This window comes from Allobosea sp. 10N428 (assembly GCF_056394545.1).
The window spans coordinates 23,859-39,049 of record NZ_JBFTIC010000007.1; the positions used below are offsets into that span (position 1 = coordinate 23,859).

General features: G+C 65.4%; 12 protein-coding genes and 1 riboswitch. Of the genes, 5 read left to right on the plus strand and 7 right to left on the minus strand.

The genetic code is table 11. The annotated features are described in order from the left end of the window. Positions 1 to 61 precede the first annotated feature (61 nt). The 3 genes from AC1DDA_RS20235 to AC1DDA_RS20245 all read left to right on the plus strand — a co-directional run bounded on the left by AC1DDA_RS20235 (position 62) and on the right by AC1DDA_RS20245 (position 3,215). Positions 62 to 586: a thioredoxin family protein gene (locus tag AC1DDA_RS20235; protein WP_476797121.1), complete on the plus strand. Its 525-nt coding sequence runs from the start codon at positions 62 to 64 to the stop codon at positions 584 to 586. Positions 587 to 894: 308 nt separating this feature from the next. Beyond that, positions 895 to 2,079, plus strand: coding sequence for a trans-sulfuration enzyme family protein (locus AC1DDA_RS20240; protein ID WP_476797122.1), 1,185 nt, complete (start codon positions 895 to 897; stop codon positions 2,077 to 2,079). Positions 2,080 to 2,192: 113 nt separating this feature from the next. Further along, positions 2,193 to 3,215, plus strand: coding sequence for an amino acid ABC transporter substrate-binding protein (locus AC1DDA_RS20245; protein ID WP_476780053.1), 1,023 nt, complete (start codon positions 2,193 to 2,195; stop codon positions 3,213 to 3,215). A gap of 81 nt (positions 3,216 to 3,296) precedes the next feature. On the opposite strand, the gene AC1DDA_RS20250 is transcribed toward AC1DDA_RS20245, so the two are convergent. The 6 genes from AC1DDA_RS20250 to AC1DDA_RS20275 form a co-directional block, all read right to left on the minus strand. Further along, positions 3,297 to 4,886: a copper resistance CopC/CopD family protein gene (locus AC1DDA_RS20250; protein ID WP_476797123.1), complete on the minus strand. Its 1,590-nt coding sequence runs from the start codon at positions 4,884 to 4,886 to the stop codon at positions 3,297 to 3,299. A 47-nt stretch (positions 4,887 to 4,933) separates the two neighbouring features. Continuing rightward, on the minus strand, positions 4,934 to 5,449 hold the full coding sequence (locus tag AC1DDA_RS20255; RefSeq protein WP_476797261.1) for a YcnI family copper-binding membrane protein: 516 nt from the start codon (positions 5,447 to 5,449) through the stop codon (positions 4,934 to 4,936). Positions 5,450 to 5,793: 344 nt separating this feature from the next. Continuing rightward, entirely contained in the window at positions 5,794 to 6,186 is a 393-nt protein-coding gene (locus AC1DDA_RS20260; protein WP_441509891.1) for a hypothetical protein, read from the minus strand. 281 nt (positions 6,187 to 6,467) lie between these two features. Beyond that, positions 6,468 to 7,595 carry a ribonucleotide-diphosphate reductase subunit beta gene (locus tag AC1DDA_RS20265; RefSeq protein WP_476797124.1) on the minus strand — a complete coding sequence of 376 codons (1,128 nt, stop codon included), beginning with the start codon at positions 7,593 to 7,595 and terminating at the stop codon, positions 6,468 to 6,470. Positions 7,596 to 7,749: 154 nt separating this feature from the next. Then, positions 7,750 to 10,665: a ribonucleoside-diphosphate reductase subunit alpha gene (locus AC1DDA_RS20270; protein ID WP_476797125.1), complete on the minus strand. Its 2,916-nt coding sequence runs from the start codon at positions 10,663 to 10,665 to the stop codon at positions 7,750 to 7,752. A gap of 110 nt (positions 10,666 to 10,775) precedes the next feature. Beyond that, a riboswitch (cobalamin riboswitch) is annotated at positions 10,776 to 10,977 on the minus strand. A gap of 108 nt (positions 10,978 to 11,085) precedes the next feature. Then, on the minus strand, positions 11,086 to 12,504 hold the full coding sequence (locus AC1DDA_RS20275) for a short-chain fatty acyl-CoA regulator family protein (protein WP_476797126.1): 1,419 nt from the start codon (positions 12,502 to 12,504) through the stop codon (positions 11,086 to 11,088). A 133-nt stretch (positions 12,505 to 12,637) separates the two neighbouring features. Between AC1DDA_RS20275 and AC1DDA_RS20280 the strand changes: the two genes are divergently transcribed. After that, the gene (locus AC1DDA_RS20280; RefSeq protein ID WP_476797127.1) at positions 12,638 to 14,323 is read left to right on the plus strand and encodes an isocitrate lyase; all 1,686 of its coding nucleotides are present in this window, start codon (positions 12,638 to 12,640) and stop codon (positions 14,321 to 14,323) included. A 60-nt stretch (positions 14,324 to 14,383) separates the two neighbouring features. Then, positions 14,384 to 14,623, plus strand: a complete 240-nt coding sequence (locus tag AC1DDA_RS20285) for a hypothetical protein (RefSeq protein ID WP_441509896.1) — start codon at positions 14,384 to 14,386, stop codon at positions 14,621 to 14,623. Positions 14,624 to 14,737: 114 nt separating this feature from the next. Here the strand turns inward: AC1DDA_RS20285 and AC1DDA_RS20290 are convergent, their stop codons facing one another. Beyond that, positions 14,738 to 15,184, minus strand: coding sequence for a hypothetical protein (locus AC1DDA_RS20290; protein WP_476797128.1), 447 nt, complete (start codon positions 15,182 to 15,184; stop codon positions 14,738 to 14,740). Positions 15,185 to 15,191: the final 7 nt, after the last annotated feature.

The window sequence follows — 15,191 nt, forward strand, 5'->3', positions numbered from 1 at the left end:
AACATAGTCATATTCATATGTTTATACCAGCGACTTCCAAGCCTGCCGCGGGAGGCTGCCCATGATCACCAGAAGAGACCTGCTCGCCCCGGCCTTGGGCGCGGCCCTCGCCGCGTCGAACCTGCGGCCGGTCTTCGGCAAGGCGCGGCTCGGCGAGGACGGCCTCTACGCGTTCGACTGGTATCTTGAGAGCTTTCTGGATCTCGCGGACGATCTCGGAGCGGCAACGCGAGACGGCAAGCGCTTTGCGATCCTGTGGGGGTTGCGCAATTGCCCCGCCTGCCGGCGAATGCATGAGGTCTACATGGCCGACCCCGCGATCGAGACCTATATCCGCGACCATTTCGCCATCCTGCACCTCAACATCCTGGGTTCGCGCGAGGTGACGGATTTCGACGGGACCAGGCTGACCGAAAAGCGGCTTGCCGCCCGTTACGGGATCATCGGCACCCCGGCGGTCCAGTTCTTTCCGCAGAATGCAGAAGGCCTCGCAGGCCGGCAACCGCGTGATCGCGAGTTGGCGAGAATGGACATGCTGCCTGCACAGGATCGATTTCTTGCCCTGTTTCAGGATATGCGGCGCTAGCACCCCGCGCACGGCCGAAAGGTTCAATCCGGCGGCAAGCTGATGCTACCCGCCGCGTCGATGGGCCTGCGGCCGGCATCAGGACGGCCTTCCAGCGCCGGATGTCGAGATTGTATCGGCCGGACGGTCCGCCACGGCGTCAATGACGCCATCCCGCCGTCGCGAGCAGCTGAATGTACGACGTCGCCACGCGTGCGCTGCGGGCCGACCCTCCGAATTCATAACATCCCGGCATCGCTCGATACCCTCCGGTCGATTGCCGCCAATTTCCAAAGCTTTGAGTATCAGCCCGACAAGGGAAAACGACCATGCACGACCTGACACTTTGCGTTCATCACCCGGCCGTCGACGAGGAGGGCTATGCCTCGCTCGCCGTGCCGACGCATCGCGCCTCGACCATCGTCTATCCGGACGGAGCAAGCTTCATGGCCCGCAAGTATCGCGGCTTCGACGGCTATACCTATGGCCTGCACGGCACGCCGACGACCCGCACGCTCGAAGCGCAATTGACGGTCCTGCACGATGGTGTCCGCACCGTGCTGGTGCCCTCAGGGCAGGCGGCCGTCACTCTCGTGATGCTGTCCGTGCTGATGCCCGGCGACAAGGTCCTGATCCCCGACCATGTCTATCCGCCGGTCCGCAGTTTCTGCGCCGAATATCTGGCGCAGCGCGGCATCGCCTATGGCGTCTATGATCCGCTGATCGGCGCCGGCATCGCCGATCTCATCGACGAGACCGTCAAGCTGGTCTGGGTCGAGTCGCCCGGCTCCAATACGATGGAGGTGCAGGACGTGCCCGCCATCGTGGCTGCCGCCAAGGCGAAGGGCGCGCTCGTCGGCTGCGACAACACCTGGGCGACGCCGCTGATCTTCAAGCCGCTGGAGCATGGCGCCGATTTCGCCTGCGAGGCGCTCACCAAATATGTCGGCGGCCATTCCGACCTGCTGCTCGGCTCCATCACCGTCAAGGACATGGCGCTGCGCCAGAAGATGAAGGAGATCCTGCGCGGCTTCGGCGTCGGCGTCTCGCCGGACGAATGCCAGCTCGCCTTGCGCGGCATCGAGACCATGGGCCTGCGCGTTGCTCACATGGGCAAGGTCTCGGAGGATTTCGCGCGCCGGCTCGTCCATCATGCCATGGTCGAGCGCGTGCTGCATCCGGCCCTGCCGTCTTGCCCGGGTCACGCGATCTGGAAGCGCGATATGGGGCGGTCCTCGGGGCTCTTCAGCCTCGTGCTGAAGCCTGTCGACGACGACGCCATGAGCGCGGCGTTGAGCGCATTGCGCATCTTCGCGATCGGAGCCTCCTGGGGCGGCACGCGCAGCCTCGTCGCGCCGCAGGCGGTCGTGCAGGATCGGACCGCGACGAACTGGACAGCCAAAGGTCCGCTGCTGCGCATCAGCATCGGCCTCGAAGATCCGGAGGAGCTGTGGGCCGACCTGAGCCGACTGCTTTCGGTCCTCGGACAGGCCCCCGCGAACAAGGCTGCCTGACAAGAAGCAAAGCCAAGCCGGGGACGACGAAGACACGGCGCGAGGCTCGCGCCGTGATCGGGAGAACTTTGCCCGAAGACGGCGTCTGGAACACAAAAAGAAGGGGAAGTACGATGAAGATGGTTTTCACCGGGCTCGGCGCAGCCCTCGTGGCGGCGTGTCTCGCCACGCAGCCGGCTGCCGCGGATACGCTCAAGACGATTCGAGATCGCGGCAAAATCATATGCGGCACCAGCACAGGCGTCGCCGGCTTCTCGACCCAGGACGCCAATGGCCGCTGGCAGGGCTTCGACATCGACATCTGTCGCGCACTCGCCGTCGCAATCTTCAACGATACGGAGAAAGCCTCCTTCGTACCGCTGACTTCCAAGGACCGATTGATCGCCTTGCAGGCGGGAGAGGTCGACGTTCTGCCGCGCACGACCACCTGGACGCTGGCGCGCAACACGGGCCAGGGCGTCACCTTCACCGGCGTGAACTACTATGACGGGCAAGGCTTCATGGTGCCGAAGAAGCTCGGGGTCGCCAGTGCGAGCAAGCTCGACGGAGCATCGATCTGCGTCGCCCAGGGCACGACGAGCGAGCTGAACCTCGCCGACTATTTCCGCCGCACCAAGATGAAATACGAGGTCGCAGCCTTCGGCACGGCGGAGGATGCTCTCAAGGCTTACGAGTCCGGACGGTGCGATGCCTACACCACGGACGTCTCTGCGCTCTCTGCGAATCTGCTCAAGTTCCGCGACCCAAGCGAACATGTCGTGCTGCCGGAGATCATCTCGAAGGAACCGCTGGGTCCTTGGGTCCGCAGCGGCGACGATACCTGGTTCAATCTCGTACGCTGGACCCTGTTCGCCCTGATCAATGCGGAGGAGCTCGGCGTGACCAAGGCGAATGTCAGGGAGCTGGCGGAGACTTCAGCCAATCCCGAGATCCGCCGCTTTCTCGGCAAGGACGGGAAATATGGCGAAGGTCTCGGCGTGACCGCCGACTGGACCGTTCGGATCATCACCGCGGTCGGCAATTACGGCGAGAGCTTCGAGCGCAATCTCGGCATGAGCTCGCCCATGAAGCTCCAGCGGGGGCCCAACGCCCTCTGGATGGAAGGCGGACTGCAATACTCGCCCCCGTTCCGGTAGAGCACCTCGTCACATCGCCCTCAGAGCCACATAGTGAATGCGCTTGTTCATGGAATGCTCCTGTCGTCCGCGGTTTGAAACTCATGGCCGGATCAGGACGGCGTCCTTGATCCGGCGCATCTCGAAGTCGGAGATCAGGATTTCGAGCTCGACCTCCCAGCGGCCAGGCACCGGCAGGTTCAGCTCATCCACCCGCCAGATGCCGTCCTCCCCAAGACGCGCGCGCCGCTCGATCGGCTCGATCCCGGCCGCGGGGTTGCTGAAGCCGAGGCTGAGCTCCTTGGCGGGCAGCGGACCGAACTCGCCGTTCATCAGCACAACATCGACCGAGACCCGTCCCACCCGGCCGGGCGAGACGGTGACGTCCGCCATCGCCTGCATGGTGTGGATATGGACCAAGGCTGGCTGCGTCTGCGCCGCCAGAATGGAGCGCGGCGGCGGCGTGAAGCGCCAGAGCGCAGCGGTGCCCAGGACCGCGACCAGCACAGCAAGCTCGGCAGCGATGACACGCCTCATGACGCGTGCGGCGATGAGGTCGCCGGCCTCGGTCCGCCGCGTCAGGCGCCAGCGATTGAATCCGGCCAGCGTGAAGGCCACGGCGACAAGGGCAAGCTTGGCGAGCAGGACGCGGCCATAAGCCGTCCAGAGCAGCGCCGCAGGCGTTTCGACCTGCACGACGGCCAGAACGAATCCACTGAGCAGAAGCGCGGCGACGACGATCGCAATTCCGGAGGAAAATCGCCGCAGTGCGCCACGACCTGCCTTGATCCGCAGGGCCAGAGACAGCGGCAGCAACGCGCCTGTCCAGAGGGCGATCGCGCTCGCGTGCAGGAACACGGCAGGACGCATCAGCCATTGTGGATGGGCGGCGCTGGCATGGCCGCTGCTCGCGAGGGCAACCCCGGCCAGCAATGCGCTGAGAAGCCCGGCTACGCCCGCCGCCGTTCCACGCAGCTGGATTCCGACGAAGGCGATGGCCAGGGCCATGGCCGCGCCGACGGCGGTCCAGAGATAGCTGGTCGACGCCGCGGCTTTCCAGATCGCCGGTTGGAAGAAGGCAACGAGCGAAGCCCCCATCGCGTCGAGGCCCTGCGCGCTCAAAGCGGCGGGCACGCAGATCAGGCCGAGCACGGTCATGACGGTGGCGAAGCGCCTCGCCGGGCCGGGGAGCGGGCCGACCCATGCCCCACTCGCAGCGGCGCCGCAGCCGAGGAACAATCCGAGATAGAGACCCAGCCGGCTCAGCCAGACGAGCATTCGCACGCTCGTATCGAACTGCTCGCCGGTCTCGGGCGCCGTGCTGCTGGGCGCACCGATCGAAAACACCAACGTGCCGCCGACGGGGTGGCCGTCCTCCGAGACGACGCGCCAGCTCAGCGCGTAGGTGCCGCTCACCAGTCCGGCCGGAGCAGTGATCACGACCGTGCCGTCCTTCAGCGCGAAGCGATCGAGTATGCGGGCTGCGCCATCCGGCCCGAACAGCCTCAGCGCAAGCGGCGAGACCGGCTCGCTGAAAACGAGATCAATCTGCCCCGGAGGAGCCATGAGCACGCTGCCATCGGCCGGAACGGCACGGTTCAGCGCCGCATGCGCCCAGGCGAGACCGGGCGCCCCGGCGCCAACCAGAGCAAGGAGAAGCAACAGCAAATAGAGGCGGAATCGGACTGACATGGCGAATCCTCGCGGCGGAGCGCAGGATGCGCCCCGCCGCCAAGCGGTCACTTCGCGGGGGTGAGCTTCACGCCCGGCGCCGGGAACTTGTAATCGTCCGCTACCTTCCCGGCGGCCGGAATCTCGATCCAGCGCTCGACGGCGCCGCCCTCGCATTCCTGCACGACCGGCATATAGAGCGTCGTATCGGCCTTCAGATCCTTGGTCAGATAGCCGCGCAGGACGAACTCGTCGTAATGCTCGTCGAGCAGCTTGCCGCCGCTCCAGACCACTTCCTTCACACCCTCGGAAGTCGGCGTGCCGTAGTAGTCGTAGGACTTGTCGTACTTGCCCTTGACGGTCTCGAGGGTCCAGCCCGGCTTCGGCATCGGCTTCACGGCGATGACGCCTTCCGGGATCTGGACGCGGACCTTGGTCGTCGCCGCGCCCTTGCAGCCATGCGGTACGCGGAGCACCGCCTTGTAGGTCGAGCCGAGGGCGGCTGAGGGGCCTTCAGGCGTGATATGCGCGAAAGCCGGACCGGCAGCGATGAGGCCGGCCACTGCGAGAAGATATTTCATGATGCTTGCCCTTGCTGATTGAGGCCGTTTCGTCGGCCGGTTTGCGACAGGCTGGCAGCCCGCCGGATTGGGAAAAGCGGGGAACGACAGTGCGGAAGCGATGCGCCATGCGGCAGCCCGGCGGCGGCAAGTGGCCGCTCGCGTCCGCCCAGGACATCATCGATGAGCGCGATGGCGGCTGCGAGCGCGCCTGTCGCGAAGCAGCCCGCGAGGCGAGCCGGGGTATGGGATGGCATGGCACCGGATCCGCGCCGTGCCGGCGTCGGATCGGGCTATGAAGCGCGTCACAACGGCCGGCGGCAGGCTGAAGTCAGCCGTCGCGGACGCTCAGAGCGCCGGACGGCGGCTCAGACGATAGCCGGAGGCGCGCGCGGATTCGCGGGAGAATGGTCGGACAGGAATCCGACGGGCCGGTCGAGCCGGCGAGCAAAGGCGACCTGATCGACCGGCCGGTGCAGCAGCAGCTGGAATTCCGGCTGGGCCGGATCGGCTCCAGCGAGCATTGGGCAGCCGGCCGTGCAGCAGCTCATGCCGGCGTGGTTCTGCGATTTGTCATGGTCGCTTCCCGTCTGCACATCGCCGCCCGGCGCGCAGTGCGTCAACGCGAGCGTGCGGTCCAACGAGAGCGCGTTGGCGTATGTACCGGCGGCGAAGCCCGCGAACAGGGCCTGGATCACGAGCAGATAGGCCGCGAAAATCGCGACCCAGCTCCTGACATCAGATCCGCTGCGATGGCTCAAGGCATCGACCTCCGATGCCTCGATATCACCGACGCGGCCGAGATCAAATGGCTTTGCGGTCGCAGGCCGACAGGAACTTGCGTCGGCTTCTCCGCTCGCAGTTGACCAGGAGCGCATTGATCCGCTCAGGCGAGCCCCGGGGCATCGGGAAGCTCGGCGCGCCGCCGATGCGAGCCCGCTCGGTTCCGCCGCTGGTTCGCTTCCGAGCCCGTGTTCCGCGATGATGCGCTCGATGGCCGGCTCGTCGGCGCCGCCATATCAGGCCGCCTCGCCGGTCATCCTCATTCCCAGCTCAGCGCGCCGCCGTTCTGGTACTCGATCACGCGGGTCTCGAAGAAGTTCTTCTCCTTCTTGAGGTCCATCGCCTCGCTCATCCAGGGGAACGGGTTTTCGGTCTCGGCGAAGACGGGCGTCAGCCCGAGCTGGGCGCAGCGGCGGTTGGCGATGAAGTGCATGTACTGCTCGCACAGGGCTGCATTCAGTCCGAGGAAGCCCCTCGGCATCGTGTCCCGGCCATAGGCGGCCTCGAGCTCGGCGGCTTCCCGGAGCATGCCGCGCACCTCGTCCTGGAAGGCCTTGGTCCAGAGATGCGGGTTCTCGATCTTGGTCTGGTTGATCACGTCGATGCCGAAGTTCAGGTGGATCGACTCGTCGCGCAGGATGTACTGGTACTGCTCGGCGATCCCCACCATCTTGTTGCGCCGGCCGAGCGAGAGGATCTGCGCGAAGCCGGTGTAGAACCACATCCCCTCGAAGATCACGTAGAAGGTGATCAGGTCGCGCAGCAGGGCCTGGTCGTTCTCCGGCGTGCCGGTGCAGAACTCCGGGTTCTCGATGCTCTGCGTGTGCTTCAGCACCCAGGCCGCCTTGTCGGTGATCGAGGGCACCTCGCGGTACATGTTGAATAATTCACCCTCGTCGAGGCCCAGGCTCTCGACGATGTACTGGAAGGTGTGGGTGTGGATCGCCTCCTCAAAGGCTTGGCGCAGCAGATACTGCCGGCATTCCGGGTTGGTGAGGTGGCGGTAGATCGCCAGCACGATGTTGTTGGCGACGAGGCTCTCGGATGCCGCGAAGAAGCCGAGATTGCGCTTGAGCATGCGCCGCTCGTCCTCGCTGAGGCCATCCTTCGACTTCCACAGCGCGATGTCGGCCTGCATCGAGACTTCGGTCGGCATCCAGTGGTTGTTGCAGCCGGAGAGGTACTTCTCCCAGGCCCATTTGTACTTGAGCGGCAGGAGCTGGTTCACGTCGGCGCGCGCATTGATCATGCGCTTCTCGTCGACCGTGACGCGCCCGCCATTGCGGTCGATCTCGCCGAGGCCGGTGGCATCGGGCGCGGGCGATGGGTTGGTCAGGATGGCGGGGTCGGCCGGGGTCGCCGGCTTGGTGTCGGACCAGTCGAGCATGGGATGTTCCGTTCAATGGAGTGCGGGGCGTCATGCTCGGGCTTGACCCGAGCATCTCATGACACGGAGGCTCCGGCGCCTCGTTCGGACAGAGATTCTCGGGTCTGCGCTTCGCTTCGCCCGAGAATGACGCGGATTGCGATGAAGGCGGCCGTTACTGGCAGGCTTCGCAGGTCGGATCGTCGATCGAGCAAGCGTTGGGCACGGCCATGCCGTTCTCAAGCGGGATATCGACGAGGATCGGCTGGGCCGCCTTCGCGGCAACCGGCATGGTGGCAGAGACGGCGTTGAGCTTGCCGTCGGTACCCTTCAGGGTCGATTTCTCGACATGGGTCGCCGACAGCGCCCGCAGGTAATAGGTCGTCTTCAGACCGAGCCGCCACGCCAGACGATAGGCCTCGTCGAGCTTCCGGCCGGAGGGCTGGGCCATGTAGAGGTTCAGCGACTGCCCCTGATCAATCCATTTCTGCCGGCGCGCCGCCGCCTTGATCAGCCAGCTCGTATCGATCTCGAACGAGGTCGCATAGAGCGCCTTGAGATCGGCCGGGACGCGATCGATCTGGCTGACCTTGCCGTCGTAATATTTCAGGTCGGAGACCATGACCTCGTCCCAGAGCCCCCTCGCCTTCAGGTCGTGGACGAGCCCGGCATTCACCACGGTGAAGTCGCCCGACATGTTCGCCTTGACGTAAAGCTGGCTATAGGACGGCTCGATCGACTGCGAGACACCGACGATGTTGGAAATCGTCGCGGTCGGCGCGATCGCCATCGTGTTCGAGTTGCGCATGCCGGTGGTCTTCACCCGCTCGCGCAGGCCCTCCCAATCGAGGGTCGCGGAGCGATCCAGCTCGACATCGCCGTCGCGGGCCTCTGAGAGGATATCCAGCGAGTCGATCGGCAGGATGCCCTTCGACCAGAGCGAACCCTCGAAGCTCGGGTAGCGGCCGCGCTCGGCGGCGAGATCGACCGAGGCCGAGATCGCATGGAAGCTGATCGCCTCCATCGAAGAGTCAGCGAAAGCGACGGCATCCTCGGACGCTGCAGCTAAGCGCAGTGTCTGCAGCGCATCCTGGAAGCCCATGAGGCCCAGCCCGACCGGCCGATGGCGCAGGTTGGAGCGGCGCGCCTCGGGGATTGTGTAGAAATTGATGTCGACCACGTTGTCGAGCATCCGCATCGCGGTTGTCACCGTCCGAGCCAGCCGCGGCCGGTCGAGCCCCTCCGCCGTGACATGCGCGGCGAGGTTGACCGAGCCGAGATTACAGACCGCGACCTCGTCGGCCGAGGTGTTGAGCGTGATCTCGGTGCAGAGGTTCGAGGAATGCACCACCCCGGCATGCTGTTGCGGCGAGCGCAGGTTGCAGGCGTCCTTGAAGGTGATCCAGGGATGGCCGGTCTCGAACAGCATGGTCAGCATGCGCCGCCAGAGATCGACAGCCTTGATCTGCTTGAAGACCTTGATCTCGCCGCTGGCAGCCTTCGCCTCATAGGCCTCGTAAGCCGCCTTGAACGGCTTGCCATAGAGATCGTGCAGGTCAGGCACCTCATCCGGCGAGAACAGCGTCCAGTCACCGCCGGCCTCGACCCGCTGCATGAACAGGTCGGGAATCCAGTTCGCCGTGTTCATGTCGTGGGTCCGGCGGCGATCGTCGCCGGTGTTCTTCCGGAGATCGAGGAACTCCTCGATGTCGACATGCCAGGTCTCGAGATAGGCGCAGACCGCGCCCTTGCGCTTGCCGCCCTGGTTGACGGCGATGGCGGTGTCGTTGGCGACCTTCAGGAACGGCACCACGCCCTGGCTCTCGCCATTGGTGCCCTTGATATGGGCGCCCAAGCCCCGCACCGGCGTCCAGTCATTGCCGAGCCCGCCGGAATATTTGGCGAGCAGGGCGTTGTCCTTCACTGCCTTGAAGATACCGTCGAGATCGTCGGCGACCGTGGTCAGGAAGCAGGAGGAGAGCTGCGGACGCAGCGTGCCCGAGTTGAACAGCGTCGGCGTCGATGCCATGAAATCGAAGGATGAGAGCAGATCGTAGAACTCGATCGACCGCGCCTCGCGATCGATCTCGCGGATGGCGAGGCCCATGGCGACGCGCATGAAGAAGGCCTGCGGCAGCTCGAAGCGGTTGCCCCGGACATGCAGGAAATAGCGGTCGTAGAGCGTCTGGAAGCCGAGATAGTCGAACTGGAGATCGCGCTCGGGCTTCAGCGCAGCCGCGATGCGGGAAATGTCAAAACGGCCGAGCTCAGGATCGATCAGCTCGTTCTCGATGCCGGTCTTGAGATAAGCGGTGAAGTACTCGCCGTACCCGGCGGCCATCTCTTCCTGCGTCGCCTGCTCGGCACTGCCGCGGACGAAGCTCAGCGCCTCGCGGCGGAGCTTGTCGAGCAGGAGGCGGGCCGAGACCTTGGCGTAGTTCGGCTCGCTCTCGATCAAGGTGCGCGCGGCCAGGATCGGTGCCAGCGCGAGTTCGTCGAGCGAGATGCCGTCATAGAGGTTGCGGCGCGCTTCCGTCAGGATTGGCTCGGCCGAGACGCCGTCGAGACCCGCGCAGGCCTCGCGCACGACCTTCTCCAAGCGGGCAGCGTCGAGCGGGACGAGCGTCCCGTCGGCGAGCTTCATGTGCAGCAAGGGCGCCGCGGAGGCGACAGGCTGCGTCTCGGCAACCGCCCTTGCCCGCTCCCTGGCACGCTCCTCGCGATAAAGGACATACGCGCGAGCGACCTTGTGGTGCTCGCCGCGCATCAGCGCGAGCTCGACCTGATCCTGCACGTCCTCGATATGGAAGGTGCGGCCGGTGGCGGCGCGGCGGGTCAGTCCTGCAACGACCTGCTCGGTCATTTCCGCGACGGCTTCGTGGATACGACGCGAAGCGGCGGCGTTCGATCCCTCGACCGCCAGAAACGCCTTGGTCAGCGCGACCGAGATTTTCGAAGGGTCGAACGGCGTCACCGCGCCGTTGCGCCGGATGACTTGATATCCGGGTTCACTGCCGGGTGCCTTCCTCTCCGAAGGATTCACGGCAAGGGAAACGGCGGCAGGCCGTTCGGCTTCGAGAGAAAGAGACATCGGCATCAACCCCAAATGTTGGGGGCAAAGGCCAGAGCGGACGCTTGGAAAGGGCGCACGACCTCGAGGATCGTGACCTGCCAGCGCACCACCGGGACACCCCGCCCGTGGACGTTCATGGTGTCGCGGCAGGTCTCCTGGCTCGCGGGTCAGCGCTCTCGTCCCGTCTTCCCAAGACCTTGCGGTCTCAGTGACTCAATCGTGGACGCGAACTCGCCGCTTACAGTTGCGGGGGCAGCGCCGGTGTCTCACCGGGTTCCCTCTTAGCTCTCGATCTTGCGATTCGAGAGACCATCGACCACCAGATCTAGTGGTCAACGCCGTTCCGGTGTCAATAGGTCGCTATGCCCTTCATTCGCGCTTTCGATCATCGCCGCCTTCGGCCGGGAAGGCATACCACAGCGTCCAGTATGATGGGCTTTACACGGCATTGTACGGCACGAAGCCGTGCATGCGCTCGTCGATGGCGAGCGGCTTGCCGATCGGCGGGAAAGCCCGCTGCGGGCAGTTCGAGCGTTCGCAGACCTTGCAGCCGGCGCCGATCGGCGTCGCCGCGCTCGGGTCGCCCAGATCGAGCCCCTTCGAATAGACGAGGCGGCTCGCATGGCGGATATCGCAGCCAAGCCCGATCGAGAAGGTCTTGCCGATGTCGCCATAGCCGCCAACCGCATCGTTCACGGTGCGGGCGATCCAGAGATAGGTCCGCCCGTCCGGCATCTGCGCGGTCTGCGTCAGAATGCGCCCGGGCTGCGCGAAGGCTTCGTAGACGTTCCAGAGCGGACAAGTTCCGCCCACCCGCGAGAAGTGGAAATCGGTCGCGGATTGCCGCTTGGAGATATTGCCGGCCCGGTCGACCCGGACAAAAAAGAACGGCACGCCGGGCGCCCCCGGCCGCTGCAGCGACGACAGGCGGTGGCAGACGGATTCGAAGCCGACACCAAAACGCCGGGCGAGGCGGTCGATATCATAGCGCTCGGCCTCCGCTGCATCGAGGAAGGTGCGATAGGGCATGAGCAGCGCCGCGGCGAAATGATTGACGAGGCCAATGCGGGCGAGCGCGTGCACCTCCGCCGCCCCGGCCGCAGCCTCCTCGGCCAGCCGCCCTATCGCCTCCTCCATTTCCAGGAAGCCGATCTGCGTGGCTATCTGGAAGGCGCGCTGTCCGGGATCGAGGAGAGCCGAAAGGTGAAGTCGGCGCTCCTTCGGATCATAGCGCCGCTGGGCCTGCCCCGCCATGTCGTTGGAGAGTTGGATACGGACGCCATGCCGGCGATCGAGGCGGCGGGCTAACCCCTCCGCTACCTGCCCGACCTTCAAATCCGCCGTATCGAAGATGCGCTCCGCCGCTTCGTCGAGTTCGGAAAAATGATTGTGGTGCGCGTAGAAGAAGTCCCGCACCTGCTCATGCGGCATCAGCGCCCGGAAGGTCGCCTCGCCGCCGCTGCCGAGCCCGAGTTCCCCCGCCATCGCATCGGCCCGCTCCAGCGCGTTGCGGTAGCGCCGATGCAGGGCGACGACCGCCCGGCCGAGCGCGGGCATGTTCTCCACCACCTCGCGAATCTCGCTGACACTCACGGAATCGCCATTGGCCGGATCGGCGAAGACCTCGCGCAGGTCGGCGACCATCCGCGCCTCATCCCCTTCCGAGAAGAGCTGGACGTCGACGCCGAAGACCGCGTTGATCTTCAGCAGCACCTGGACGGTCAGCGGGCGCAGATTCTTCTCGATCTGGTTGAGATAGCTCGGCGACACCTCGAGCGCCTGGGCGAGCGCGAGCTGGGTCAAGCCGCGCTCTTCGCGCAGGCGCTTGAGGCGGACGCCCGCAAAGACCTTCTTCATAGGCAAGTTCCATTCGCAAAATTCGCAAACAGGTCCTATGCCGTTCGCATTATTTCACATTTTCAATCATTTTGCGCTGCAGCAATAGCGAATATTGTGTGAGTCATTCTTATCAAACGAGAGGGCTTTCGCAATGGATGTGATCGGTTTCGACCCAGTCGCCGGACATCGCGGGACGAACACCGCCGCCAAGGCGCAGGCGGCTCCCCGCAAAACCTATTCGGAACTGAGGGCCGAGCTTCTGGCCCGCTATCCCTCCGGCTTCGGCCCCGGCGGCGTCGCGGTGGATGATATCGTGCAGTTGCGGCAGCAGAACAGCTTCGACACGCATCTCGACATCGCCCGCGCCATGGCGAGCGTGGTTCGCCGCGACATGGCGATCTACGACGCCGACCCATCGCAATTCACGCAGTCGCTTGGCTGCTGGTCGGGATTCCACGCCCAGCAGATGATCAAGTCGGTCAAGCGGCTGCGGGGCACGGCCAAGGGCGCGTATGTCTATCTCTCCGGCTGGATGATTGCCGGCCTGCGCAACCGCTTCGGCCACCTGCCGGATCAGTCCATGCATGAGAAGACGGCGGTCGCCGACCTGATCGAGGAGATCTATGTCTCGCTGCGCCAGGCCGACGAGGTCGCGCTGAACGACCTGTTCCGTGCGCTGAAGACGGCGCGGGAGGCGGGCGACGCCAAGGCCGAGGCCGAGGCGATCGCGGCCATCGACACGTTCGAGACCCATGTCGTGCCGATCATCGCCGATATCGATGCCGGCTTCGGCAACGAGCATGCGACCTATCTGCTCGCGAAGGAGCTGATCAGGGCCGGGGCCTCATGCCTGCAGATCGAGAACCAGGTCTCCGACGCCAAGCAGTGCGGCCATCAGGACGGCAAGGTCACGGTGCCGCGCGAGGACTTCATCGAGAAGCTGCGCGCCTGCCGCCTCGCCTTCGAGGAGCTCGGCGTGACCGACGGCGTTGTCGTCGCCCGCACCGACAGCCTCGGCGCCGGCCTCACCCAGAAGATCCCCGTCAGCCAGCAGCCGGGCGACCTCGCGGCGGAATATACGAAATGGCTCAAGACCGAGCCGGTGACGGCCGAGGCGCCGCTACGCGACGGCGACGTCGCGCTCTGGAAGGACGGCAAGCTCGTCAAGCCGGCACGGCTGCCCAACGGCCTGTTCCAGTTCCAGGAAGGCTCGGGGCGCGCGCGCGTCATCGAGGACTGCATCGCCTTCATCAACGACGGCGGAGCCGACCTGCTCTGGATCGAGACCGACACGCCCAACGTCAACGAGATCGCTGCAATGGTCGCTGAAATCCGCAAGGCGGCACCGAGCGCCAAGCTCGCCTACAACAACTCGCCCTCGTTCAACTGGACGCTGAACCTGCGCAAGCAGGTCCGGGCCGAATGGCTGAAGGACGGTCGCATCAAGGCCGAGGACTACCCGGACAACAATGCGCTGATGGGCCCCGATTTCGACGACAGCGCGCTCGGGCGCGAGGCCGATGAGAGGCTCGCCTGCTTCCAGGTCGATATCTCGGCCGAGGCCGGCGTCTTCCACAACCTGATCACGCTGCCGACCTTCCACCTCACCGCGAAGAGCGTCGACGAGCTCTCCCGCGGCTATTTCGGGGCGGACCGGATGAAGGCCTATGTCAACACCGTCCAACGCGAGGAAATCCGGCGCGGGATCTCGGCGGTGAAGCACCAGCACGAAGTCGGCTCCGATCTCGGCGACAGCTTCAAGGAAATGGTCGCCGGCGAGCGCGCGCTGAAGGCGGGCGGCCACGCCAACACCATGAACCAGTTCGCCGCCGCCTGATCCAATCGGCCGGCGCGCTCCCGCGCCGGCTTCTGCCCCATCAACCAGAGGGAGGCCGTCATGTCCCAGCCGGAATTCAAGATCGTCCCGAAGGCCGAACTTTCCACCGAGGATCGCGCCATCCACCGCCTTGCGGATGCGGTTCACCGCCTCAATGAGGCCGTCCAGCGCGCGGTCGAGGCAGGCATTTCGATCGAACTGGTGCGGGCCTCCCGCTTTCATGACGGCAGCGGCAACTGGGGCGACCAGATGGTGCCGCTGGTGCGCGCTCCCGCGGCGCCGGCACCAGCTCAGGGCTGAGGAAGGCCGCCGACGAGGCCGAAGCGAGGACGCCCGGCCACCCCGCATTCGGTGCCGAGGCCGATCCGGGAAGTCGGCAGCCCGCGCGGACCCTGATCTGCGCGGGTTTTCTCGTTATTTGAAGCCGATCAGCACGCCGTCCGCGCCCAGCGAAAGCTGCAGCCCCTTGCGGCGGGTGGCCAGCTTCAGGGTCACGCCCTTGTCGTTTCGCAGCCAGAGCGTGCCGCGCCCCTGGCCGCCAAGCGCCCAGCCTTCACGCAGCTGGAGATAAGCGCCCGGGAAGTCGTCGAGCCGGGTCAGCCCATAGACGGTTCCGTTCGCCGTCAGCTTCGATGCGCCGATGCCGCCGACGCCGAGGCCTCCGACAGTGATGCCGTAATTCCGCTTGCGGAAGTTGAGCGTGCCGCCACCCACCTGGCCAGAGCCGATGAACGCGACCTGGACTTGCTCGATATGGACCCTGCCCGTCGCCGGGCCAAGATTGCCCTGCTGCGCGCTGGCCGGCAGCGCCAGCATCAGGATCGCCACGAGCAGGGAAAGAGCGTTTGCAACGTGCTTCATCATGGTC

Excerpts from the sequence above, each read along its gene's own strand:
- AC1DDA_RS20290 (WP_476797128.1), bottom strand. The coding sequence starts at position 15,184 with ATGAAGCACGTTGCAAACGCTCTTTCCCTGCTCGTGGCGATCCTGATG.
- AC1DDA_RS20265 (WP_476797124.1), bottom strand. The coding sequence starts at position 7,595 with ATGCTCGACTGGTCCGACACCAAGCCGGCGACCCCGGCCGACCCCGCC.
- AC1DDA_RS20245 (WP_476780053.1), top strand. The coding sequence starts at position 2,193 with ATGAAGATGGTTTTCACCGGGCTCGGCGCAGCCCTCGTGGCGGCGTGT.
- AC1DDA_RS20280 (WP_476797127.1), top strand. The coding sequence starts at position 12,638 with ATGGATGTGATCGGTTTCGACCCAGTCGCCGGACATCGCGGGACGAAC.
- AC1DDA_RS20275 (WP_476797126.1), bottom strand. The coding sequence starts at position 12,504 with ATGAAGAAGGTCTTTGCGGGCGTCCGCCTCAAGCGCCTGCGCGAAGAG.
- AC1DDA_RS20270 (WP_476797125.1), bottom strand. The coding sequence starts at position 10,665 with ATGTCTCTTTCTCTCGAAGCCGAACGGCCTGCCGCCGTTTCCCTTGCC.
- AC1DDA_RS20240 (WP_476797122.1), top strand. The coding sequence starts at position 895 with ATGCACGACCTGACACTTTGCGTTCATCACCCGGCCGTCGACGAGGAG.
- AC1DDA_RS20250 (WP_476797123.1), bottom strand. The coding sequence starts at position 4,886 with ATGTCAGTCCGATTCCGCCTCTATTTGCTGTTGCTTCTCCTTGCTCTG.
- AC1DDA_RS20235 (WP_476797121.1), top strand. The coding sequence starts at position 62 with ATGATCACCAGAAGAGACCTGCTCGCCCCGGCCTTGGGCGCGGCCCTC.
- AC1DDA_RS20285 (WP_441509896.1), top strand. The coding sequence starts at position 14,384 with ATGTCCCAGCCGGAATTCAAGATCGTCCCGAAGGCCGAACTTTCCACC.